This window comes from Pseudoalteromonas sp. THAF3 (assembly GCF_009363775.1).
Taxonomy (GTDB): Bacteria; Pseudomonadota; Gammaproteobacteria; order Enterobacterales; family Alteromonadaceae; genus Pseudoalteromonas; species Pseudoalteromonas ruthenica.
The window spans coordinates 838136-862419 of record NZ_CP045418.1 but is presented as its reverse complement, the minus strand read 5'-3'; the positions used below and the strand labels follow the sequence as shown (position 1 = coordinate 862419).

Sequence of the window (24284 nt, the reverse complement as noted above, 5' to 3'; positions counted from 1 at the left end):
TCGCGTTAGCGACTATGTGCTTGCTGTTCACTGTTATTCACCACAGTACAGAGCTGCTCGATACCATCGAGCAGGCGCAAGCTATAACGGTGCAGTAAATCAGCATTAATGCTATTGATATGATTATGTTTTACGGCGGGGATCGTGGTCCATTGCTGCCAATTAATGGCACTGTTATCAGCCCCTGTTTCGTCGGCCATAACAATGACATCCGGCGCACTTAGCAGCACATTTTCAACACTGATTTGTGGATAATCAGCGCGGCTATCGGCAAACACGTTGTCACCACCACACAGCTCGATTGCTTTACCGATCAGCGTATTATTATTCACCGTCATCATGGGTTTTGGCCACAACTGATAAAACACCTTTTTACGCTGTTGTGAAGCACTTTGGTATTGCTCTTTTAGTCGTTGATAGCGCTGCTCAAATTGAGCAGCAACTTGCTCTGCTTCTATTGCGTGGCCGGTAAGTTCGCCAATCGCACGGATCTCTTTGGCGATATCTAATGGCCCTTCCACTTGACTGACTAGCAGCGGCACACCTAGGCGCTTCAATGCTTCGATGTCTTTGGCTTTGTTACCACTTTGCCACACCACCACTAAGGTTGGTTGTAGTGCCAATACCTTTTCAATTTGAATGCCATAATAACCACCAATACGGGGGATATCCTGAGCCGCCTGCGGGTAGTCTGCGTGCTCAACGGTCGCGACGATGTGTTCGCCGGCGCCAATGGCATAAAGGTTTTCCACAATATGAGGAGCAAGAGCAATAATGCGCTGCTCACTGTGACCATAGCTATTAAGGCTGGCACACAGCATCAATAGCAACATTAAGATACGCATTAGTAATCAAACCCCGCACGCGCTTTAATGCCGGCCTCAAAGGCATGTTTTACATTACGAACCTCACTGACGGTATCGGCCAGTTCAGTTAAACGTCGATGAGCACCTCGCCCAGTAATAATCACTGATTGCATGGGTGGGCGGTTTTGTAGTGCAACGAGCACCTCATCAAGATCTAAATAATCATAGGTGATCATATAGGTAAGCTCGTCGAGCAACACCAAGTCGATGCTGCTATCTTGTAAATAAACCTTAGCTTGCTGCCAAGTTTGCTGTGCTGCCTGGGTATCCGCTTCACGGTTTTGCGTCTCCCACGTAAAGCCTGTTTCCATCACCGCAAAAGGCACCCCTACCTGAGCTAATAAGTTGCGCTCACCGCACTCCCACAAGCCTTTAATAAATTGTACCACCGCCGCTTTTTGGCCATGACCAACACAGCGGGCAACGGTACCAAAGCCAGATGTTGACTTCCCCTTCCCGTTGCCAGTGATCACTTGTAACACTCCCTGTTCGGTTTGCGCTTCGGCAATACGTGCATCCACTTCACTTTTCACTTTTTGCTGACGTTTTTTATGTTGTTCGTTTTTATCCGCCATTTACAACTCCATGATTGCATTAACCTTTATGGTCAAGTACGGGTTACTGAACACAGCCTCTAAGAGAGCGATATACTCAGTCTGTTACTCTATTCGTCGGCGCTTATGACCTATAACACAGCTTCTTGTTTACACCTTTTTGAGCCAAAAGCAGGTGAAATATATCACTGTATTACAAAAACGAGTAATCACTCATGCTCAGTATACGCTAGTGGTAGGGTAATAAAACAGGGACTTCGGTCATGCACGCTTTTGCACATCAACCACATACACCTAGCTGTAGCGATGACTCCGCTATGGATGGCAGTGTAGCTGGGCTATTTGCACACCAACAACAAAAAAGTTTACTCAAGCAACAACTTACAACGTCACCCATCCACCTAGAGAGTGATGCACTTAACGCCTTAGTCGTCGATACAGCACGCCAAGTTATCACTCCACATAGTTTTGACCGAGATGCTGTTAGTAAGCAGTTAAACTCGTTATTTACACACTTTAGTGCTTTATATGAGCAAGCGGAACTTACCGCCAATGAACGCCGGCAGCAGTTTATCCACCAGCATGGACTGGTGATGGCACCTAACTATTGTATTCATACTATCAAAGATACGCTGCGTGTTAGTCGCTATTTGCGTGCCATAGATAAAGCGGTAACCGCGCTTTTAGATGACGAGCAAGGACAATTGCATATCGCTTACCCTGCTTGCGGTCCTTTTGCTCCTTTATTAGTGCCCTTATTGAGTTATTACCAAAGCCAGGGGATTGATGGTCGTCGATTGCGCGTCACTTTTATCGATATACAACCCGGTGCTATCAAGGCTCTGCATCACCTACTTGCCCAGTTAGGGCTACAAGAATACGTGCACCAGCTATATTGCGGCGATGCCTGTCAATACAACGCGCCTATGTTATTTGATCTTGTGGTGGTTGAGGCAATGCAGCATGGCTTTAGCCGCGAGGGTCATCTAGCGATTGCTCGCCATTTTGCCAAGCAGCTGAGCCACACCGGCTACCTTATCCCCGAACGAATAGATATTCATGCCATGCTCAATGTAGCTCAACGGGAATATGTAGAGCAGTGGCAGCAGCACGGTTTGACGCCACAGGAACAGCATCAATTGCAAGCCGAGGTTGCCAGTGAGCGCACCGAGTTGGGACAAATCATGAGCCTAACCGCTGACAGTTTAAAAGCGATGACCCCCCAACAGATTAATGAGCAGCAACAACTCATTGAAGGAGCAACGCTGCGCATTCCTCATCTGCCTGATAAGGCCGATAAGCAAACCCTTAGTTTATACACCGATATCTCCCTATTCGCTGGAGAAACATTGAATTTGTATGAATCTGGGATCACTCACCCACTGCCTGACTTATCTGTTTGTATTAACTTTGAACCTCAAGACCGTCATCCCGATGATACCGTGGCGCAATCAGGCGATGAACTCAAATTTTATTATTGCCTCAATGGCTTACCTGGATTCCTAGTGACTAAGGTACATCACCATGACTAAGCCACGCATTGTCATCTACGCCAGCTCCTTGTTCGCTTGGCCTTGTATTGAGAAACTACAGCAAACGGGGCAACTGGTGGGCGTGATAACCCCAGATCCGAGTCAATATCAGCAAGGCAAAGAAGCACTTTTGTTATTGTTAAATACCCTAGCAACTAACAACATTGCTTTTGAAGCTGTGTGTAAAGAAAAGCTCCACCTGATCCCCAGCCATCTTTCGCATTTTACGGCAGACTTAGCGCTGGTCATGGGCTTTCGCTATCGCTTACCTTCTTCCGTGTTGAGCCATTATCCCCGTGGCATCATCAACTGCCACGCCTCCAAACTTCCAGAGTACGCTGGACGCGACCCTATCTATTGGCAAATACGTAATCAAGAAACACACAGCGCACTGACTTGGCACCATATGAGTGAACAGCTTGATAGCGGTCAAGTAGTACTGCAAGAGCCCGTGATGATTTCCGCTGAAGACACCTATGCCAGCCTAACCCAACGATTCGCATATTTAGCTTTACATTCATTAGACGCTCTTCTTAATGAGCTCGGAAATAGCCAGCAGCAGCATGTCAAATCAGTGTCGTCATTAGCGCTCCCCCCACCTCATATTGACCTTGATTTTAGCCAGTTTGGTGCGGGTCAAATTGATGCGCTTACGCGAGCAAGCAATGGTCATTTTGGTCGTGTGCTATGCAAAGCTAAAGGAATGCATATTGAAGTTATTCAAGCCACGGCTGTCGATTACCCAAATTACGGTGTCGCTCCTGGCACTGTGGTGATGATATCTCAAGAGCATGGACTCGTGGTAAGCAGTCAAAGTGGCTGTGTGCGTTTGGATATTCTCGCCTGCGAGCTTGGCGTCCTCAGCGGCGAACGTCTTGCGCACCTTATTCATTTAGATGCCGGTGAGCGTCTAAACAACTCAGAATTCTTACAACAGCAAGCATAAGGAATACCACAATGGAAGCATTTTTAGGACAAATTCAACCTTTTGGCTTTAATTTTGCCCCTCGCGGTTGGGCACTGTGTGCTGGGCAGCTCCTGTCTATCAGTTCAAACACCGCGTTATTTTCTTTACTCGGCACTAACTACGGTGGTGACGGCCGTACCACCTATGGTTTGCCAGATTTACGTGGGCGTACGGCTGTGGGCGAAGGCAATCACCCTGGAAGCCAGTTTAACTGGAAAATGGGCGATACCAGGGGCGCGGAAACCCATACTCTCACTCCTGTAGAGCTACCATCGCATAGTGCCACAGCATCACTGTCTGGGGTAACGGGCACCCTAGCTGCGACCACTGTAGAGGGCACTTCTGCATCACCGCAGGACGGCTTTATATTAGCAACCGCTCTGCCCGGTAGCTCTCCTGCGGACCAGCCTGAAAAAATCTATGCTCCCGCGAATAGCGGCAGTAACGTTAGCTTAGCGGGTGTGTCTTTAAACGGCACGGCTACTGTAATGAGCCCTGGTGGTGATCGAAGCTTTAATATTCTGCAACCTACCTTGGGAGTGAATTACTCTATCGCCGAAGTAGGCATTTTCCCATCTAGGAACTAAACTTGACAGAAAACAAGGACTATTCAGGCAATATTAAGCTAATATTGCCTTGATTTATAATGACAGGATTTATCATGCCGCAGTATCACTTTATCTCAGGACTGCCCCGCTCAGGTTCTACTTTATTAGCTGGTTTACTCAGGCAAAACCCGCAATTTCATGCCGCCATGAGTAGCCCTATTGCCCCACTTATGAGTAGCTGCTTAGAGCAAATAGGCGCTGGGAGTGAATTTTCCCCGTTTTTTAATGAGTCTAAGCGCCATGACCTTTGCCTAAGCTTAGCCAACAGTTATTACAGTGAGCACAGAGATAAAGACGTTATCTTTGATACTAACCGTATTTGGACTGCGCGTATGCACCAACTGGTAGAACTATTTGGTGATTTCAAAGTAATTTGTTGTGTACGCAACCCGGCTTGGGTGATGGATAGTTTCGAGTGTATTTACCGTAAAAACCCCTTCGACTATAGCCGTATGTACTCACCTCAGAGCCGACAAACGGTCTATACCCGCTGTGAATCTTTGGCCCACCATCAGGGTGCACTAGGTAGCGCGTGGACGGCTCTTAAAGAAGCTTACTACGGCGAGTTTTCAGAGCGTTTATTACTGCTAGATTACGATTTACTCACTCAGCACCCGGCTCGCTCCATGGAGCTTGTTTATCAATTTCTTGCTCTGCCCACATTCGACCATGACTTTAATCAGGTGGAATATGACGAGGGAGAGTTCGATGCCAACATCGGCGTGAAAGGCCTCCATACCGTGAAAAAGCAAGTGCAGTTCACCCCAAGGCACAGCATTTTACCACCAGAATTATTTAAGAAGTACAGCGAGATGGCCTTTTGGCAGGATACAACTGGCACACAAGCCAGCTTGATCTGCGCCACACCGAGCCAAGGAGACAACCATGATTCAATTTAAAGCCAACAAACTAGCAGGAATGCTTGTGCCCTTGGGCTTAAGTGCTCTTCCCTCTTTGGCGGGCGCCTATAGCGGCTATATACGCAATGAGACAACGCGCAGCACATCACAGTCAGTTACTTTGCAGGCAAGCAGCGCAACAGCAACACATTTACCACTAAAAGCAAAGCAATTTGAAAGCTCAGAGTTGGTAATGACCCAGGGCGCCCCCTCTGCACAGACTAACAACTCAACCTTGGCAGAGCCTAACCTTGTAAGTGGACAGAATATCCATGAAATCATGGTGATTGATGCAACGCTTAAAGATAAGTCAACCTTTTATAAGGCACTCAAGCCGGGCGTTGATATTATTGAAATCGATGATAGCAGTCCTGTTTTTGCGCAACTTAATAGAAAACTAGAAAGCTATCATAACCTCAACGCGATTCATTGGGTAAGCCATGGCTCAGAAGGACTTATTCATGTCGGTAAGCAGCAGGTAGGAGCGGCACAATTACACAACTACCTCGATGACTTAAAGCAACTAGGGGACAAACTTAGCTCGGACGCTGATATTCACTTTTACAATTGTAACCTTGGTAAAGGAGAGCTTGGTACAGAGTTTATTCAACTTATCGCTACATACACCCATGCCGATGTCGCCGCGTCGATTGACAACACAGGAAATGTTGATCAAGGCGGTAACTGGGAGTTAGAAATCAAGCATGGTGATATAAATACAGCGACTCCTTTTAGCGCTATTGCACTTGCCGACTTTTCCGATGTATTAGCCTATAGCGGAACTATCAATATGTCGGGTTTCCCCTCCGGGTATGCTGCGAGTAAGTCATATACAGTATCGGGTTATACCATACAATTAAGTACCGATGGCGGGGCATCCTCAATTTACACTGGAGCTGTGTACTCATCTCATGATGCCTATTTCTCCCCAGAGTTTGGGGGTAATACCAGTGAAACTAAAGGGGAGATTTACTTCTCTGGTGGTGAAACCTTTAACGTCACCTCGATTGACATGTTTAACTGTTCTGGCGTTAACCAAAACTTCAAAATCTACTCGGATAATGGCGACCAAGCAACAACAGGCTCTCTAGCTAATGGTATTGGCGGAACACAAAGCCTAAATTGGAATGGCGTGTCCAAGCTCACCATCGTAAACAATGCGGGTGGAGATCTCGAGTGTGTCAGAATCGATAATCTTGTGCTCGCTAATTTAGCACCTGCCAACACTCCCCCGTCAATTGGCAACCTCAATGGCGATAGTGTCAGCCTGTTCCCTGGTGCGCAAACACTCCTTGACCAAGGCACAGCCGCGACCATAACCGATGGCGACAGCGCTAACTTCAACGGTGGCGCTTTAACGGTTACGATCGTTTCAGGAAAAGATAGCGCTGAGGATTTACTTTCTGTAGATACCTCAGGCACGGTAGCCCTAGCGGGCACCACAGCAGGGAGTAATGTGTCCGTGTCTGGTACCACAATTGGTACCTTATTGAATAATATTGCTGTGGGGAACGACTTTGTCGTCAACCTCAACACTGACGCCACAGCGGCGCGAGTACAACCCCTGTTACAACAGCTCAGCTTTGAAAATATCGATACCGCCAACCCAACTACAGGTACGCGCACAGTGCGCGTTACCGTCAGTGATGGTGATGGCGGTACCTCAACAAACCAAGATGTCAGCGTTACTGTGCAAGCGCCGCTGAATAACGGCGATCTCATCCCTGCTGCGGGTGTCAGTGAGCCGGTGTTGAGGCCGACAACCTCGAACAGCCCGGCAACAGCCGTAGATGTGTTGGATTTTACGCTTGTTGATGGCGGTGGCGATAACCTACCAATGAATATATCAAGTATTCAAGTACAGGTTAATGGTACAGCCACAGAGTATGAGCGTAGCAGTACCACTTGGCGCCTCAACGGCCCTGACGCCAATAACATCGTCGGTAATTACATTGCCGATACGTTGACCTTCTCAGGGTTAAACATCAGCATTGCCGATGGCACCCAAGAGGATTATGTAATCAATGCCTATTACCATGTAAACACCAACATGGTGGATAAACGCACCTTTATACTAAGCGTTAATGGCTCAAGCAATGTTGTTGAGTCTTCCGGGACAACAATGGGGGCCACTACCCCGGTAGATAATGGCACCGGCTCGGTATTAGATATCACCGCCACAGGGCTTTATTTTAGAACCCAACCTTCGGGCAGTATCTCTGGCAACGTACTCTCAACCACCCCAGAAGTAAGAGCCGTAGATGATTTTGGTAATACCGATAAAGACTTTACCGAAATAGTGACCTTGACTGAGGCCTCTGCAGGCTCACTCAGCAATGCCAGTGTGAGCGCAACCCAAGGGGTTGCAAGCTTTAGTAGCTTGATTTACACCGCCACTGCCGACCAACAAAGCTTCACGTTAACCGCTGATGATGAGGCGACAGGTGCAGATTTTGTCAGTGTCGACGCTAATAGCATTACCTCTGATGTGGTTGCCACACGTTTGCGCTTTGATACAGAACCAGCGCCAACAGCCATTCCGGCTGGACAGAGCACTAGCTTCACGACCGTGCCACAAGTATCAGCGGTAGATGCTGCAGGCGTTGTCGACACTGGCTACAGCACCGATATACTATTAGCTGAGGTTAATGGCGCTGGCAGTGTGACCATGACAACCACAGGTGACAACGATGGCAATGGCGCGACCGTAACAGTTACCCCCTCTTCAGGGATGGCAACCTTTACCAATTTAGCCCTAAATTATACTCTCTCCGGGACCGCTGCTGAATCGTTCAACTTGCGAGCGTCATCTGGCGCATTGACCGCAGCCGACAGTGCTCAGTTGACCGCAGCAGATAATGTTCCTCCAAGTGTGACAAGTATTGCCCTTGCGGGAACTCCCGCTGCAAATGATAGTAGTATCACCTATACCATCACTTTCAGTAAAAATGCCAATAATATCAGCACCGATGATTTCACACTCACGACGGTGTCTGGGACCGCAAGTGGTGACATAGCTTCAGTGTCTGCATCCAGTGGCTCGAGCGTCAACATCACCGTCAACAACATCGCTGGTACCGGCAGCATCCGTCTAGATTTAAATGCCAATACCGACATCGTTGATGACTCTGGCAACGGCAATAATAACAATGGCTATGTACCTGCGTTTAATTCCGGCGAAACACACAATGTAGATGTAGTTGCACCACAAATCTCCAGCATATCTGTTCCTGCTGATGGCATATATAAAACAGGTGATACTTTAGACTTCACTCTAAATAGTAATGAAAACTTAACCGTCAATACAGCTGGCGGGACGCCAAGCTTAACTATTGATATCGGTGGTTCAACTGTCACTGCAAATTACCTGTCCGGCTCAGGAACAGCTGCGTTAAACTTTAGAACTGCCGCCCTAGCAGCCGGCCTTGAAGATACTAACGGTATTGGCTTAACCGCACTTACCCTAGCTGGGGGAACTATCAATGACAATGCAGGTAATGCCTTAGACGTGACTTTGAATAACGTTGGCGCTTTATCCGGAGTATTAGTAGATAGCATAGCCCCGACCGTGACCTCAGTCAGTGCAACAACAAGTGATGGCGCTTACGGCGCCGGCGAAGTAATTAATATCGGAGTCACCTTCAGCGAAGCCATTAATGTCACTGGCGGAGTACCTAGTCTAACACTGGAAACCGGTGCCACAGATAGAACGATTGCTTACAGTTCTGGCTCTGGCACAAATACCTTGATGTTCACCTATACGTTGCAAGCTGGTGATACCAGTGCCGACCTTGATTACACAACAACTTCTGCGTTGGCACTCAACGGGGCTCAGGTGAGTGATAGCGCCGGAAATAACGCGAGCTTAACCTTAGCGACTCCTGGCGCAGCGGGTAGTTTGGGCGCTAATAAAGCGTTGGTGATAGATACCACAGCTCCAGTAAGCCCAACTGTAACCACCCCAAGCGCACCTGAAAGCACCACCAGCACACAATTAGCAGTAGCTGGTACGCATAGCGAGAACGGTGTCAATGTCGCGCTTTACGCTGATGCTAATGATGATGGTACTGCTGATTCAACCAGTGTACTGGCTTCATCTGCAGTATCTGGGAATGCGTGGTCGCTGTCGGCACAGCTGACACTGGGCGATAATAACTTTGTGGTAGCTGCACTTGATGCTGCGGGCAATATCTCCACCTACGTTGATGTAGCCACTATTACACGTGACAATCCACCCAATGATCCACCGGTTATCTCTGGTACACCTGCCGGCACTGCTGTAGTGGATGATGTATATTTATTCACCCCAACAGCATCTGATAATGATGGCGACGCGCTTACATTTAGTGTAATAAACTTACCTGCATGGGCTACGTTTAACTCCAATAGCGGGCAATTAAGAGGGTTACCTAAAGAGGATGATATTGGTAACTATGAAAATATCATTATTTCTGTCTCAGATGGCTCAGCCACAGACGCTCTGCCCGCATTTTCTATTTCGGTAATAGCGTCTAACCAAGCCCCTATTATTAGTGGTACACCAGCAACAACTATAAAATCTGGGCAGAGCTATAGCTTCACCCCAACTGCATCAGATCCCGATGATGATGCCCTCACCTTTTCGATCGTCAACCAGCCCAGCTGGACAACCTTCGATACCGCGACTGGACAACTGCAAGGTACACCCAGTGAGAGCGATGTTGGCACCGTTAGCAATATTCAAATTACCGTCAGTGACGGCGACTTGAGTGCACAACTCCCGGCGTTTGCTATCGAAGTCACTGAGGCTAATCAGGCCCCACGTATCATCACTCGCACGTTCAGTGTTGAAGAAGATACGTCAAAAACGGTGACCCTAGAAGTAGATGATGAACAGGCAGAACAAGTCACTATTACAGTCGTTTCAGCGCCTGTGCAGGGTGAGCTACTCATCAATGGCTTAAGCCTCACTTACACACCGAATACTGACTTTCAAGGCACTGATAGTGCAACTTTGATAGCAAGTGACGGTGACTTACAAAGTGAACCTGTCGCTATTGAAATTACTGTCACCGGAGTCAATGACAAACCAATAGCCAATGATGATACTTTGAGCCTTACGCGCAATGACAGCGGCACATACATTCTTGAGGTACTTAGCAATGACAGCGATCCAGATCAAGGTGATACCTTACGCATAACAACAGCTAGTGCAGAATTAGGTGATGTCGCTATCGACAATGGCGCGCTGCTATATACGCCTCCTGGTGGTCTTAATGAAACCACGACACTGCGCTATCGCATCGCCGACGAGCAAGGTTTAGCAGATACAGCAACGGTCAGGTTCTCCCTTGATGGCCCTGTGGCCGACGATATCCCGGTACTCTCTCTGCCTGCAGATGTCAGTGTTGATGCCACAGGCTTGTACACGAAAGTAAATCTTGGTGTTGCCACTGCTGTCGATGCAACGGGTAAAGCCATTGCGGTTAGAATCCTAGACAATCCGGTGTATTTCAAACCAGGCGTGCATAAAATTTACTGGCAAGCTACAGATGATCAAGGTCGCAGTGCCTTGCAATCACAGCGTGTGGAAGTCAATCCACAGGTAAGCTTGAGTGCACAAAGTATCACCACTGAGGGGCGCAGTCATAGCATTACCGCTTACTTAAACGGTCCTGCGCCAAGCTACCCACTTATAGTGCCTTTTACCGTCAGTGGCAGTAGCAGCAGTGATGACCATTCACTTACCAATGCAGAACTACGCTTCACCTCTGAGCAAACAACCATCGACTTTGATGTGTTCGCTGATGCCCTTGATGAAGAAGATGAAACCATCACGATAACACTGGACGAGAGTATCAATAGAGGCCCAACGTGGCAGCACCAGGTAACGATTACACGGCGTAACCTTGCCCCACAAGTGAAGGTAACAGCGCAGCAAAACGCACAAGCGATGACGTTATTTGTTGCCGACCAAGATATTGAGCTCATCGCTCAGGTAACCGATGCCAATATCAATGACTCTCATACTTATCAGTGGCAAATAAACCCGACACTACCGTTGAACCAAACGAGTAGTGAGCGCGCTATTATCGAGGCCAGTGATCTAACTCCGGGTATCTATAATGTCAGTCTCGACGTCACTGATAGCGGCACTCCATCCGCAACGCAAAGCGTCAACCTCCTGTTAGACGTGCGCACTACGCTACCGCCTTTGAGCAATAATGATAGTGACGGCGATCTGATCCCTGATGATAGTGAAGGTTACCGTGATAGTGACGGTGACGGCGTCGCTGATTATTTGGACGCCATCGGCGTATGTCACTTACTTGCAGCGACACCAGCGCAAGAAGACAACTTTATCGTCGAGACTGAATATGGCAACTGTCTGCAAACCAGCATATTTGCTGATGCTGCAAGTGCAGGGGCTGAGCTGATGCCAGAGCAGGTCGCAAGTGATGAAGACACCCGTCATGTTGGCACACTTTATGGTGTTGTAGTCAGTGCCCTACCGATGCCTGGTGCTGCCGTTGATTTTGTACTTCCGCAGCGTCAGCCACTGCCGCAAAATGCACTCTATCGCAAGTATATCAATGACCAATGGCAAGATTTGAATACCCAAGGCGATGACGCTGTTGCTTCAGCGTTAGGTAGTAAAGGTTACTGCCCAGCACCAGGCAGTGAACTTTGGCAACCCGGGCTGACAGCCGGTCACTGGTGCGTACAATTAACATTGACAGATGGCGGCGCCAACGATGCTGATGGCATCATCAATGGCAGCATTGTTGACCCTGGTGTAGTGGCTATAGCTCTTGATGCCAACCAGCCACCGGTTGCAAACGATGATGTGTATACGGTAGCCGAGAACGCCATGCCGATGCTCGATGTGCTAAGTAATGATACTGATGCCGAGAGTGATGAAATCATGCTTACTGGCGTGGAGGCGGAGCTGGGTGATGCCAGTATTATTGATGGCAAAATCCAATACCAAACACCTAGCCAGTTCATTGGTAACGACCGTTTGATCTACAGCATTCGCGACGCTGCTGGCAATAGCCACAGTGCCGAGGTAAGTATTAGCATTGTCGCTAACCAAGCGCCGGTTGCAGTTGCTGATAGCGCATCGGTTGCCTACCAAGGCGCGGTTACAGTGGATGTACTCGCCAACGATAGCGACCCAGAGGGACAAGCGTTAACGGTAACCCAAGCAAGCAGCGAACATGGGGAGGTAGTAATTAACAGTGACTTCTCATTACGCTTTAGCGCCGCTGATGGCTTTAGCGGTGATGCGTTAGTACGCTATACCCTAAGCGATGAACTCGGAGCCACCGCAGAGGGAGAGCTTAATATCGAAGTGGCACAAAAGGTCACTCCGCCAGAGCCTGGTAAACCCGAACCTCCAGCTAAGAAAAGTGATAGCGGCACTCTAGCATGGCTAGTTATGTTACTTGCGTTAGTGGCTATTCGCCGACAAGCCAAGCAACTGAAATAGCCGCAACGTCATCAAGTTAATGCATAAAAGCCCCGCAGAGCGGGGCTTTTTTATTGTGTGCGATAACGGGAAAATAATAACAGTAAAAAGAATATGCTTCCGATAGCTGAGGTGATCACCCCAACTGGCAGTTCTTGATTATCTAACACTGTGCGTGCGGCCAAATCTACCCACACCATAAATAGCCCGCCGCTAAAAAAGCTCGCGGGATATAAATAACTACCTGCACGAGGGGCCAATATTCGCACCAAATGGGGGATCATCAGCCCGACAAAACCTATACCACCGCACACACTCACAAGCACTGCAGTGATCAGCGCACTTAATAGCAGCATCGCTAAGCGTAGTCGCTGCACATGAATACCTAGGGTATGGGCACTCTCATCCCCAAGCAGCAGGGCATTTAATGGCGCCCGTAACAGCCATACAATTGCGAGGCTGACGCCCATAAGCACACTCACCGGTAGCAACATGGCCATGGAAGCACCGGAAAAGCTACCCAAAGTCCAAAAGACCACCGCGCTTACAGCCTGGGGCTCGCCAAAATACAGCAACAAGCTGGTCAGTGCACTGAAACCAAAAGATAAGGCCACCCCTGCCAGCACCAAAATGGAGTTTTGCATATAACGAACACTGTAGGCCACAATCAGCAACAACACCACGGCCAGCATGGCGCCTGCAAAGGCACTGAGGCTCAGCAGCACAGGGGCGCTAACCCCAAAAAGCACCAGGGTCACGACCACGCCCAAAGCTGCCCCCGAGGAGATACCAAACAAGTAAGGATCCGCTAACGGGTTGCGTGTGACCGTTTGTAAAATCCCCCCCGCCAACGCCAACCCACCACCAGCAAGAAAGGCAATGCCAACACGAGGGCTGCGCAATTGCCAAATAATTTGCTGCCACAGCGACTCACTGTCCTCGCCACTGAGTACAGCTAACAGTTGCGGCCAACTTAGACTCACGGCGCCTTGCTTAAGTGCAAACAACCCACTAAGCACAAAAACCAAAAGTACTGCAATCAGAGATAAAACATATTTAACCGTCATGCTGATGCCTTTGATAGCCGTAAAAATATTGTACCAGCGGCCACTTATCGGGCTGCTGCGGATGACCACTGACTTTTGCGCAAACGCCAAAAACATCACTGAGCAGTTGCTCGGTCACCACCTTTTTTGGCGCGCCATCCGCGACCAGTTGACCGTGTTTAAGAATCAACAATCGGTCACACAGCGCACAGGCCAAGTTAAGGTCATGAAATGACGCCAACACCGTTAGCTTTAACGAACGCACCAGCTCCATCAATTCTATTTGATATTTAATATCTAAATGGCTGGTGGGCTCATCCATGATCAGCAAATGCGGCTGCTGCACTAAGGCCCGAGCAATATGAGCGCGCTGCTGCTCTCCTCCCGATAACTGGGCTAAGGGTTTATGCTGCAAGTTACACAGCCCTACATCCATCAAAGCCTGATGGACTCGCTGCTTTTGCTCCTGCGTTAATGCACGCCACATACCCCCCTGGGGCAATAAGCCAAGAGTCACCACCTCATAAACAGTGAGTGACATATCGCTTTCTGGCTGTTGCAGCACCACGGCTACGTTTTGTGCCAATGTGCGCTGTGACAGAGTCTGTAAGCACTCGCCATTAAGGGCAATAGTCTCAGCCGAAGTGCGGTAATAACGATAAATGCAGCGCAGCAGTGAGGATTTCCCAGCCCCGTTAGGTCCCAACAGGCCCACAAACTCCCCTTGCTCAAGCGAGAAACTAAGGCGTTCAAGTACCCGATGTTCGCCAAGCTGGTGCGATAAATTTTGAACCTGTAATAACGGGCGTTGCAACACGGTACTCACTTAGCTAGGTCAGAAAAGAGCTATTATGAAAGCATTATCGCACAAAGTAAATTTTGTCTATCCAGACGTCTGTGAAGCCATGGCAACATGGCGTGATAGTACGCACAACCTACTAGGGCAACTAAACGCACATAGACAACAAACCGCGTCACATTCTACTTTTTACTTTATTGGTGGCCTGCGCGGTACTCGGATCATCGGGCCAAAAGTGCTTTGGATAGCGACCCTTCATCTCTTTTTGCACTTCGCGGTAACTACTTTGCCAGAAATGCGCAAGATCTTGGGTTATTTGCAACGGTCGCCGCGCCGGCGAGAGTAATTCGAGTTGCAGCGGCAGCTTGCCTTGCGCCAACTCCGGGCTTGACTGCCAACCATAAACCTCTTGCATACGGACGCTGAGTTTGGCCGGACCATCGAGTTGATAATGAATGCGATGACTGGCACCCGAGGGCAGTGTCATTGACTTTGGTAAGAGCTGTTCCAAGCGCTGTTGGCTCGCATAATCTAACAGGCTGAGCAAAGCACTCCGATAGTCAAACTGCTGTAATTGCGATAATGACCCCACATGCTCTAAAAACGGCGCCAGCCATTGCTCTGCTTGGCGCAATAGCTGCGCCTCATCGGCGAGAGTAAACTCGCCACCAAGCAATTGACTAGCCAGTAACATACGCACTCGTAGTTGCTGCGACTGTGGATGTTGAAACAGCTCCCAGCCCCGCTGTTGTATTAACTCCAGCCACGCTTGTACTTTCATTTGGGTATCAATTTTTTTGCCACTGGGCTTAGTGGCAATAACGATTGCACCCAATTGCTGGCGCTGCTCATTAATGAAACGCCCTGATTTGATATCAAATTCGCACACCTGACGCTCACTAAACAAATGTGGCAAATGGGTTTGCAGCATGGCCGGGGAAAAGGCGGTGGCGCTAAAAATATGCTGGCCATCTTTGCCACCAACATCGGCGATGGCCACATACTGCTCATCCAACCACAACTGCGGATGCGCACTCACCCCCGCACCATTACTGAGCAGCATGCCCGAGCCACGCCGTTTGGCTAGACGGTCAGGATAGGCCAACGCCACGACCACAGGCAGCAATTGCATAGGTAAGTCTTTGTTCGCCGGCAAGGATAAACGCTGGCGCCAGTACTTCAGTTGTTGCGTAAATGCTGGGTGAGGACGATGCTGTTGCGCACTGATAGCGGTAGCAAGCTCAGCATCAATGCGCACCCGTGCCTCCATCAAGGCGACAAAATGCACCGCCAGGTGCACAAAACCAGGATGCTGAGATTCACGTTGCTGAGCTTGATACAGCAAATGGGCAAAACGTAAATCGCTGCCCATAGCATGTATTTCTCTTGCCTTAGCGGTGAGCTTGCCATCGGCAATCAGCTCTAACATCTGTAACAGTTCGCAGGCTTGGTGCTGCTGCGCCGCAGAAGGCGGGTCAAGCAGCTGTAATTGCTCGATATCGGCCCCCCACAGCTTCGCCTCTAGCATTAAAGGACTAATATCACTGGTTAATATTTCCGGTGCATCATGTTGCGCCCGTCGCTCTAATTGCTCTTTACTGCCTAAACGATAGACCACTCCAGGCTCTATGCGCCCCGCTCGCCCAGCCCGTTGCAGCGCTGAGGAGCGTGAGATATTCACGGTTTTCAGCTCACTCACACCGGTTTTTAGATTGAACTGCGCGGCGCGACGTTTACCGCTGTCGATAACAATGCGAATGCCCTCAATAGTCAGGCTGGTCTCGGCTACATTGGTGGTTAATACCACCTTGCGCTGACCTTGCGCCGCGGGTGCTATCGCTCGTTGCTGGGCGGCTTTGTCTTGCTCGCCAAATAAGGTGTGGACTTCAATACCGCTGGGCAGCCCGCTGAGCTGCGCGGCGACATAGTTTATTTCTTTTTGTCCTGGCAAAAACACCAAGGCGCTACCGCTTTGCTCTTGCAGCGCTGTGATTACGGTGGGCGCAATAGCCTCAAGCCACTGCGTTGGCTGCGCTAGCGGGCGGTAGATTTCCTCTATTGGGTAGCTGCGACCTGCTGAACTAATGAGTGGGCAATCAAAAAAGCGTTGGTAGCGCTCGCCATCGAGGGTGGCGGACATCAATAAGATCTTTAAATCATCACGCAACATCTGGCTTTCTAACGCAAAAGCTAATGCCGTATCAGCCGCCATGGAGCGTTCATGAAATTCATCAAAAATAACTAAGTCGACACCACTGAGCTCGGGGTCTTGCTGCAACATGCGCGTTAATACCCCTTCAGTGACAATTTCTAGGCGCGTCTCAGCGCTTACCTTAGTCTCTTGGCGCAATCTTAAGCCCACGCTTTGTCCTACCACTTCTTGTTGCTGAGCAGCCAAAAAGCGCGCGATGTTGCGCGCAGCTAAGCGCCGGGGCTCAAGCATGATAATGCGGCGAAAATGGCCTTCACGAAGCAACTGCAAGGGCAACCACGTTGACTTCCCTGCTCCAGGTGGTGCTTGCAGTAGGCACATAGGCACACGATGTAATTGCTCAACAAGTTGCGGGTAACTTTGCTCTATTGGTAAGGCCATAATCCCAAGGTATTCATACTCTTTGCCGCTATTGTACGTTATTCATTTTGCCTGTGCAGCTTAGCAAGCAACTGTCGGTTCATTTCCATAACTTGCTGTGGGCATAGTAATGCGGGGCAGCACTGTAGTAGCCGAGATTCAAAACTAGCCAGATCAGGGGCATTAAATAAGTGTGCAAACCATATATCTAAGGGGATACCTAACGCCTGCGTTAAAAACAGCTCACCTTGCCAATCACACGGTGAAAGTGATCTAGGTTGTTGGTTTTGCTTTGCCCATAAACACTGCGCAAACGCGCGCTTTATATAAATGAGCCCGAGATCTGCACAGTCATTAATGCTGGGTAAGGTGTGTGCGGCTAGGCGTTTATCGTGTGGAAAGTCGAATATGAAATCGGCCTGCCTGGGGTTGGCATAGTGAAAAGGAACGTGTGCGCCCGCAAAAAGGCAAGTTGCGTGCGGCGGTACTGAAAATGGCACGGTTAAGCTCGATTGCCCTTCGCTTAAAACGCAGTGATTATAAACTTGGATATCCGTGGTCAGCGTAAAATGATCGTCACTTTGATGCTGCGCTGGAATAACAAGCTCACCACGTATATCGGTAATATCATCACGCGCTAAGCGCTGTGCTGCCGCTTTATCGAGGCGAAAGTACTCATCAATCAAAACCCGCTCTTTAGCGCGCTCTAGCCAAGCTCGCAAAGAAACCACTTGAGGAATTAACACTCCCTGTGCTTGCAGATAACGCACGAGGCTTTTAAATATCCATACCTGGGGCTCACGACGAAGCAGTGCTGTCATCGTTTCAGAAATAACGATATCGAATCGACTTTGCGCGTCAGGTTGCCAGCAGGTCGCATCAGCAACCACATATTCGCTGATTAAGTGCCCAATATGCCAGCGTGCGACCAATTTTTTGACCGCCTCAATATTTTCCTGGTGAATATCCAACAATGTTACCCGCACCGGTAATTCGGGGTGGCATGCGAGGTAGGGCAATAATAAGGTGGCAAAAGGACCGGTGCCCGCATAGAGGATATGGACTACTTTATCACCGTGGACTTTATCGTTAATAGCCGCCGCTACCCCTTGCATAAACACTTGGGTGCGCAGTGGCTCCAAGGAGCAGCGTGCAGCTTGTACCGGAGAAATCGCCACCCCATGCTCGGTATATGTTCCGTGCGATGTATTCATATCTGCTTGCGACGAAACACCACTTTCTTGCTCTAACGCGTTAACCAAAGCATGAATAGGTTGCTTAACAACACCAGCGTCCACTGGCGCTGCAATAATGGTTGCGACTAGCGGTTGTAACTGCTTGAGGGTCATAAGTCAGACTCAAAGGGAAACATGCACTATTGTTATCAAATCCCCTCTTGGTGTGTCATTACAGCGCATTACACTGTGCTCGGCTAATAAGGGTTTTGCAACAAGCTGACAATTCAATAAAATTTCATATAAGACATGAGCTTGGCGATTGACTGTTCCGCAGCCTTGTATGAGAATAGCGATAAAAGGAACATAGCATGGAGGCCTCAATGCTCATCAATGCAAGAGAAGAATTAAGAAACAAGCAGCGAGATCAGCAACTCGCTCATCTATTAAAGTCCAACCAGCATAACTTTATCCATCTTAATGACAGGGAATTTTTTGATTACGCTGTGAACGTAAAACGCACCCAAGGTCATTCTAATGAGCGAATCGCCGCCTGGTTCGAATCAATTATGGAACGCGCCAATATTGTACCTGAGCTTTGGCGAGCACATCGCGATTGGGTTAAAAATGGTTCAGGGCTCGTCCCTTTAGGGCTGGATGTGGCCGCCTTAACAGCCATAGCGCTAGAGATGCAGCGTAGCGGTTCAGTCTTTGAGAAATTCAAAGTGAAGTCATATTCTGGGAAAAACTACATTATTTTCAAAGGCTACTCAGGCCTGAGAAGACACCTGACGGGAACCCGGTACTTAGCCAACAACCCTAAACTAGTGTCTTTCGGCATCGGTAAGCTGGGAGCGCAAAGCTCTATTAAGCAAGGGTTTGTGTTGACGATTCTTATCTCTGCAGGGTTTCATGCCTTGGAGCAACTGATTGATGATAGCAAAACATGGCATGACTTTATTGGTGGTTTGTCTGTTGATGTTGCCATCGCAGCAGCATCATCAGGCATTGCCTGGGGAGCGGTAACTGCCGTTGTGGGAACGGCTGCAACCGTCGCCGTTGGCCCTATGATTGCCGTTGTTGTGGTTGGTGCAGCTCTGGCTGGTTTGGCCTATACATTCATTGATACTGATGCAATAGCAGAAAAAATAGCGGCTAGTCTAAGAGCGGTTGAAAACGATTTAAAACAAAGCTTTCAGCAAGCACGGAGAGAAATAGACCGGGCGCAGCGGTGGTACGAACAAGACCCCATCGGGTTTATGCACCGTTTATTTGGGCTTCCTTACTCTGGCGGATATAGATAGCACAATGGATGACGTGCAAAGTACAACGATGGACAGAGTAAAGCTATTCTGCTTTTTTGCTTTATTCTGTGTACTTACTTTACTGCTCCCTTATGCAACGTTCAGTGAAGTGAGCCAAGTAAGTACAGCCCTAGGGGAGCATGTTCTGGCTTTTCGGGAACGCAGTTTTTCTCCTTCTTTGGTATTGGCCACTCCCGTTTTTGCCGTATTAACCTACTTACTGTGGTTACGAGCAACTCATACCCAAGTAAGTGATGGGCTACTCAGCGGTTGGTTTAAGCTGTGCGGCGTGACCTTGGTATTGATGTTAATTGCCACGCCAACCTACACCTATCTCATTGAACACCATATTAGTGCTCAGGGTTACACCCTATGCAGCGCCTACGGCCGGGGCACGATTGGCTCAGCCGATATCTGGGTGGCAAATGAGAGTCATTGTATAAAAGAAGGTTTCCCCGTACGCAACGAACTCGTTGACTGGCTATCTCAGCAACCATCCGATACCAGCGCGCAACAAGTAAAGCAGAAGTTGGCAGAGTTACTTGAAGCAGACTCTAAGCGTTAATGCACCGCAAACACTTTTAATAACGATTTTTCATAACTATCGGGATGAGTAAACAATGCAACAACTTCGTTGCGAATAGGATTTACCCTAATTTCAGTAGGTTCATCTAATATCGCAACCTGCTCACATTGGCCTTCAATAACTTTGAATATTCTTGCGTATGAAGTATTCGACTGAAAAACCTCTAACACCAACAAATCTTCATTTGCGTATACTGAATTCACATAAACATTTTCATCATCTAGCGGACACTCAAAACCACGAGTTATCTTTTGATCGCTGACGAGAATCTCACTAACCTTATCTGAAGTTACCTCAAGTAAAGTATTTTTTATCTGGTAAAGTCGATGACCTTTATAATCGCTCTGCTTATCCAAGATCTTATCTTTTTTAAAATTCCATAAAAAAAGCGAATCTATATTATTCACTAATAACAAAGCGTTTTTCTCATCAACAAAGTAAGGGGCAAAAATACGTCCACTGAACTCCTTTTTAGCGATTGGTTTGCCACTAGGTAAATCCCATAATTGTAGCTCTGAACTGTCAAAAAACATCCCTTGCTTATAAGCAACTGTTGCTGCTGTTTTTTCGCCTAAGCTATTATCTTTTCTTATACTAAAAGGCGCAGGCAACTCTTTCATCTTAAATGAGGGCTTCCGTTTCTCTTTATAATAAGTGCCAGCCATCAGATAATGATCATTAACCAATAACTTATCCCCTAGAAAGCTAAGTTCATAGCCCGATGCAACTTCAGATACTTCATTTTTTACATCGATTTTTACAACTTTTTCGTCGACAATCGCATACAAATTCTCTCCATCTTCGGCTAGTTGACTCACCTGATGGGAAAAATTTAGGCTATCTATATCACCTGTTTTTGTGTTTAGAAGAAAGGTAACATCCGCCGACAAAGTAAATACCAGCTGCTCCCCTGAAGGATGATACTCAACAGACTCATAATGATTTCCATCGAGCTCATATTGAGAGAGCAAGCTTACGCTAGCATTAACTTCGCTTTGAATTAAAAAAGCTATTAATAAATATAAAATACGCATTATTTTGCACAGATGTAACCATAAAAATAATTCAGAAAGTCTTTTACTGTAAGCTTATTACCTGCCCCCATTCCTCGAGGATAGAGCTGATGCACAGGTAGCTTCCCTTCCCTATATCCCCACGTAGCTAGAGTGAATTGCAGCTCTTCCTCCGATAATTCATCATAAGCCATATCAACTAGGTCGATAGGTTTTCCCGCGACTGTTATGTCTGAGCTCAAAATAGCCCAATGGTTTGCTAGTGCATTCACTTTCGCAGCTTTAGGTTGCACTTTCATACCCCAAATTCGGGCCTAGCCACTTTTCGGCTTGCTCTAGCGTCATTCCTTGGCGGTTAGCATAGTCCTCAACTTGGTCTTGTTGAATCCCTGCCACGGCAAAGTATTTCGAATCAGGGTGTGAGAAATACCAACCCGAGACGGCGGCACCCGGCCACATCGCATAGGAGCTCGTCAGTTTCATGCCGATGCGCTCTTCAACGCTCAGTAATTCCCAAATCTTAGCCTTTTCAGTGTGCTCTGGGCACGCTGGATAGCCCGGCGCAGGGCGAATGCCCTGATAGTTCTCACGAATGAGCTGATCATTGTTTAACGCTTCGTCTGCGGCATAGCCCCAGTACACTTTACGCACTTGCTCATGCAGGTATTCTGCGAAGGCCTCTGCAAGGCGGTCAGCCACCGCTTTGACCATAATTTTATTATAATCATCACCTTGGTCATCAAAGGCCTGGGCTAAGTCATCTTCTTCTAACCCGCCGGTCACGGCAAAGGCGCCAAAGTAGTCGGCAACACCTTTAGGCGCGATATAGTCGGCTAAACAATAGTTAGCAAAGCCCTTTTTGTGCGTTTGCTGGCGTAACTGACACGAACGTAAAATCACTTCGTCACGCAGCTCGTCGCGGTATATTTCTATGTCATCGCCCACGCGGTTTGCTGGGAATAAGCCAATCACCCCTTTGGGTTGAATGCTGCCTTGGCGCGCAAACTCATCCAACATTGCATTAGCATCGGCAAACAATGAGCGCGCTTGCTCACCCACCACCTCGTCATTCATGATACGCGGGTATTTGCCGGCCAAAGACCAGGTCATAAAAAATGGCGTCCAATCGATATATTGCCGTAAGGTGCTCACTGGCACCGAGTGAAACTCTTGGACTCCTAGCTGTTTAGGCACAGGCGGAGTGTAGTTTTGCCAATCCAGCTGGGCATGATTAGCTCGCGCTTGTTGCAAACCTATGGGCTTGGAGCGGGGTTTCTTGCGTGCTTGTTGCTCTCGCACTCGCTCGTACTCTGCTTTAGTTTTACTCAAAAACTCACTTTTCGCGGTTTTACTTAGCAAACTAGATGCCACGCCCACCGCACGGCTGGCGTTATTAACATAAACCACGCCGTTATCATATTGGGGCTCAATTTTTACGGCGGTATGCGCCTTTGACGTCGTCGCGCCACCAATCAGCAACGGAATGGTAAAATCGCGGCGTTTCATTTCTTTGGCGACATGCACCATTTCATCTAACGAGGGAGTGATAAGCCCGGATAGACCTATAATATCGGCGTTTTCGTCTATAGCGGTTTGTAGGATTTTTTCAGCGGGCACCATCACCCCTAAGTCGATCACCTCGTAGTTATTACACTGTAACACCACGCCAACAATATTCTTGCCAATATCATGAACATCGCCTTTTACCGTAGCCATGACAATTTTACCGTTGGTTTCACCCTCTTGTTTCTCGGCTTCGATATAAGGGTCTAAATAGGCCACCGCGCGCTTCATTACCCGGGCGGATTTCACCACCTGCGGCAAAAACATTTTCCCGGCCCCGAACAGATCACCCACCACATTCATGCCATCCATTAGCGGCCCTTCAATGACCTCGATGGGTTTAGCAAACTGCTGTCGGCACTGCTCGGTGTCCTCATCAATATAATCTGTAATGCCTTTAACCAGAGCATGTTCTAAGCGCTTTGCCACCGGCCAACTACGCCACTGTAAATCCTCAACCTTCTCCGCTTGCGCCATGCCCGAATACTTAGGCGCTAATTCCACCAACCGCTCTCCGGCGCCGGCATCTTTATTTAAAATCACATCCTCAACGGCGTCTCTCAGCTCAGAGGGAATATCGTCATACACCGCTAATTGACCGGCATTGACGATACCCATATCCATTCCGGCTTGAATGGCGTGATACAAGAACACAGAGTGAATAGCCTCGCGCACCGGATTGTTGCCTCGAAACGAAAAAGAGACATTAGACACACCACCGGATACCTTGCAGTGCGGAAGATTCTCCTTGATGCGGCGAGTTCCTTCGATAAACTCCACGGCATAGTTGTCATGCTCTTCTATGCCGGTGGCCACGGCAAAGATATTGGGGTCAAAAATAATATCTTCTGGTGGGAAGCCCAATTCATCGACCAGGATGCGATAAGAGCGCGCGCAGATAGCAAACTTCCGCTCAGCGGTTTCTGCTTGGCCGGTTTCATCAAAGGCCATCACCACCACGGCGGCGCCGAAGCGCTTTAATACCTTGGCTTGGTGACGAAACGGCTGCTCCCCCTCCTTGAGGGAAATAGAGTTCACTATCGCCTTGCCTTGAATGCATTTTAGTCCCGCCTCGATTACTTCCCATTTCGACGAGTCCACCATAATGGGCACTTTCGAAATATCGGGCTCTGAGGCGATAAGGTTCAAAAAGGTGACCATGGCTGCTTTAGAGTCCAACATGGCTTCATCCATGTTGATATCGATAATCTGCGCGCCATTTTCAACTTGCTCACGTGCCACCTCTAACGCGGTTTCGTAATCTTCCTCGAGGATCAGCCGTTTAAAGCGCGCCGAGCCGGTCACATTGGTGCGCTCGCCGACATTGGTAAAAGTTGCAGTATTATTCAT

The 24284-nt window shown here is 48.4% G+C and carries 16 protein-coding genes; 7 read left to right on the top strand and 9 right to left on the bottom strand.

All coding sequences use genetic code 11. The features are described from left to right. Window positions 1–5: 5 nt before the first annotated feature. A complete protein-coding gene (locus FIU82_RS03920; RefSeq protein ID WP_152440395.1) occupies window positions 6–845 on the bottom strand; it encodes a cobalamin-binding protein in 840 nt (279 codons plus the stop codon). Further along, the gene (gene cobO / locus FIU82_RS03915) at window positions 845–1441 is read right to left on the bottom strand and encodes a cob(I)yrinic acid a,c-diamide adenosyltransferase (protein WP_022945778.1); all 597 of its coding nucleotides are present in this window, start codon (window positions 1439–1441) and stop codon (window positions 845–847) included. The genes FIU82_RS03920 and cobO overlap by 1 nt, the downstream gene beginning before the upstream one ends. Before the next feature lie 242 nt (window positions 1442–1683). Between cobO and FIU82_RS03910 the strand changes: the two genes are divergently transcribed. From FIU82_RS03910 to FIU82_RS03890, 5 genes are read left to right on the top strand one after another with little or no spacing between them, the layout of a single operon-like run. Next, on the top strand, window positions 1684–2952 hold the full coding sequence (locus FIU82_RS03910) for a hypothetical protein (protein WP_152440394.1): 1269 nt from the start codon (window positions 1684–1686) through the stop codon (window positions 2950–2952). After that, window positions 2945–3898, top strand: coding sequence for a methionyl-tRNA formyltransferase (locus tag FIU82_RS03905; RefSeq protein WP_152440393.1), 954 nt, complete (start codon window positions 2945–2947; stop codon window positions 3896–3898). Before FIU82_RS03910 ends, FIU82_RS03905 begins: the two co-directional genes overlap by 8 nt. An 11-nt stretch (window positions 3899–3909) precedes the next feature. Beyond that, window positions 3910–4506 (top strand): phage tail protein, encoded by a 597-nt coding sequence (locus FIU82_RS03900; protein ID WP_151173095.1) that lies wholly within the window; start codon window positions 3910–3912, stop codon window positions 4504–4506. A gap of 59 nt (window positions 4507–4565) precedes the next feature. Next, complete coding sequence (locus FIU82_RS03895; protein ID WP_253946343.1) at window positions 4566–5426, top strand: sulfotransferase; 861 nt, start codon at window positions 4566–4568, stop codon at window positions 5424–5426. Then, window positions 5413–12897, top strand: a complete 7485-nt coding sequence (locus tag FIU82_RS03890) for an Ig-like domain-containing protein (protein WP_152440392.1) — start codon at window positions 5413–5415, stop codon at window positions 12895–12897. Before FIU82_RS03895 ends, FIU82_RS03890 begins: the two co-directional genes overlap by 14 nt. Window positions 12898–12947: 50 nt before the next feature. On the opposite strand, the gene FIU82_RS03885 is transcribed toward FIU82_RS03890, so the two are convergent. The 4 genes from FIU82_RS03885 to FIU82_RS03870 form a co-directional block, all read right to left on the bottom strand. Next, window positions 12948–13943: an iron ABC transporter permease gene (locus FIU82_RS03885; protein ID WP_152440391.1), complete on the bottom strand. Its 996-nt coding sequence runs from the start codon at window positions 13941–13943 to the stop codon at window positions 12948–12950. After that, a complete protein-coding gene (locus tag FIU82_RS03880) occupies window positions 13933–14748 on the bottom strand; it encodes an ABC transporter ATP-binding protein (protein WP_253946342.1) in 816 nt (271 codons plus the stop codon). The genes FIU82_RS03885 and FIU82_RS03880 overlap by 11 nt, the downstream gene beginning before the upstream one ends. Before the next feature lie 148 nt (window positions 14749–14896). Further along, window positions 14897–17314 (bottom strand): ATP-dependent helicase HrpB, encoded by a 2418-nt coding sequence (gene hrpB, locus FIU82_RS03875; protein WP_152440390.1) that lies wholly within the window; start codon window positions 17312–17314, stop codon window positions 14897–14899. A gap of 38 nt (window positions 17315–17352) precedes the next feature. Beyond that, the gene (locus FIU82_RS03870) at window positions 17353–18642 is read right to left on the bottom strand and encodes a class I SAM-dependent methyltransferase (RefSeq protein ID WP_152440389.1); all 1290 of its coding nucleotides are present in this window, start codon (window positions 18640–18642) and stop codon (window positions 17353–17355) included. Between the two features lie 209 nt (window positions 18643–18851). Between FIU82_RS03870 and FIU82_RS03865 the strand changes: the two genes are divergently transcribed. Then, window positions 18852–19772 (top strand): hypothetical protein, encoded by a 921-nt coding sequence (locus FIU82_RS03865; RefSeq protein ID WP_138509856.1) that lies wholly within the window; start codon window positions 18852–18854, stop codon window positions 19770–19772. Between the two features lie 4 nt (window positions 19773–19776). Next, window positions 19777–20337 (top strand): hypothetical protein, encoded by a 561-nt coding sequence (locus tag FIU82_RS03860; RefSeq protein WP_152440388.1) that lies wholly within the window; start codon window positions 19777–19779, stop codon window positions 20335–20337. Here FIU82_RS03860 and FIU82_RS03855 read toward each other — a convergent pair. The 3 genes from FIU82_RS03855 to metH are packed head-to-tail and all read right to left on the bottom strand — an operon-like array spanning window position 20334 to window position 24284. Continuing rightward, the gene (locus FIU82_RS03855; RefSeq protein ID WP_152440387.1) at window positions 20334–21392 is read right to left on the bottom strand and encodes a hypothetical protein; all 1059 of its coding nucleotides are present in this window, start codon (window positions 21390–21392) and stop codon (window positions 20334–20336) included. The genes FIU82_RS03860 and FIU82_RS03855 overlap by 4 nt on opposite strands. After that, on the bottom strand, window positions 21392–21670 hold the full coding sequence (locus tag FIU82_RS03850) for a hypothetical protein (protein WP_152440386.1): 279 nt from the start codon (window positions 21668–21670) through the stop codon (window positions 21392–21394). The genes FIU82_RS03855 and FIU82_RS03850 overlap by 1 nt, the downstream gene beginning before the upstream one ends. Then, window positions 21654–24284, bottom strand: coding sequence for a methionine synthase (metH, locus tag FIU82_RS03845; RefSeq protein ID WP_152440385.1), 2631 nt, complete (start codon window positions 24282–24284; stop codon window positions 21654–21656). The genes FIU82_RS03850 and metH overlap by 17 nt, the downstream gene beginning before the upstream one ends.

Bases quoted from the DNA above. Each gene is read 5' to 3' on its own strand.
- FIU82_RS03920 (WP_152440395.1), bottom strand. From the start codon at position 845: ATGCGTATCTTAATGTTGCTATTGATGCTGTGTGCCAGCCTTAATAGC.
- cobO (WP_022945778.1), bottom strand. From the start codon at position 1,441: ATGGCGGATAAAAACGAACAACATAAAAAACGTCAGCAAAAAGTGAAA.
- FIU82_RS03910 (WP_152440394.1), top strand. From the start codon at position 1,684: ATGCACGCTTTTGCACATCAACCACATACACCTAGCTGTAGCGATGAC.
- FIU82_RS03905 (WP_152440393.1), top strand. From the start codon at position 2,945: ATGACTAAGCCACGCATTGTCATCTACGCCAGCTCCTTGTTCGCTTGG.
- FIU82_RS03900 (WP_151173095.1), top strand. From the start codon at position 3,910: ATGGAAGCATTTTTAGGACAAATTCAACCTTTTGGCTTTAATTTTGCC.
- FIU82_RS03895 (WP_253946343.1), top strand. From the start codon at position 4,566: ATGACAGGATTTATCATGCCGCAGTATCACTTTATCTCAGGACTGCCC.
- FIU82_RS03890 (WP_152440392.1), top strand. From the start codon at position 5,413: ATGATTCAATTTAAAGCCAACAAACTAGCAGGAATGCTTGTGCCCTTG.
- FIU82_RS03885 (WP_152440391.1), bottom strand. From the start codon at position 13,943: ATGACGGTTAAATATGTTTTATCTCTGATTGCAGTACTTTTGGTTTTT.
- hrpB (WP_152440390.1), bottom strand. From the start codon at position 17,314: ATGGCCTTACCAATAGAGCAAAGTTACCCGCAACTTGTTGAGCAATTA.
- FIU82_RS03870 (WP_152440389.1), bottom strand. From the start codon at position 18,642: ATGACCCTCAAGCAGTTACAACCGCTAGTCGCAACCATTATTGCAGCG.
- FIU82_RS03865 (WP_138509856.1), top strand. From the start codon at position 18,852: ATGCTCATCAATGCAAGAGAAGAATTAAGAAACAAGCAGCGAGATCAG.
- FIU82_RS03860 (WP_152440388.1), top strand. From the start codon at position 19,777: ATGGATGACGTGCAAAGTACAACGATGGACAGAGTAAAGCTATTCTGC.
- FIU82_RS03855 (WP_152440387.1), bottom strand. From the start codon at position 21,392: ATGCGTATTTTATATTTATTAATAGCTTTTTTAATTCAAAGCGAAGTT.
- FIU82_RS03850 (WP_152440386.1), bottom strand. From the start codon at position 21,670: ATGAAAGTGCAACCTAAAGCTGCGAAAGTGAATGCACTAGCAAACCAT.
- metH (WP_152440385.1), bottom strand. From the start codon at position 24,284: ATGAATAATACTGCAACTTTTACCAATGTCGGCGAGCGCACCAATGTG.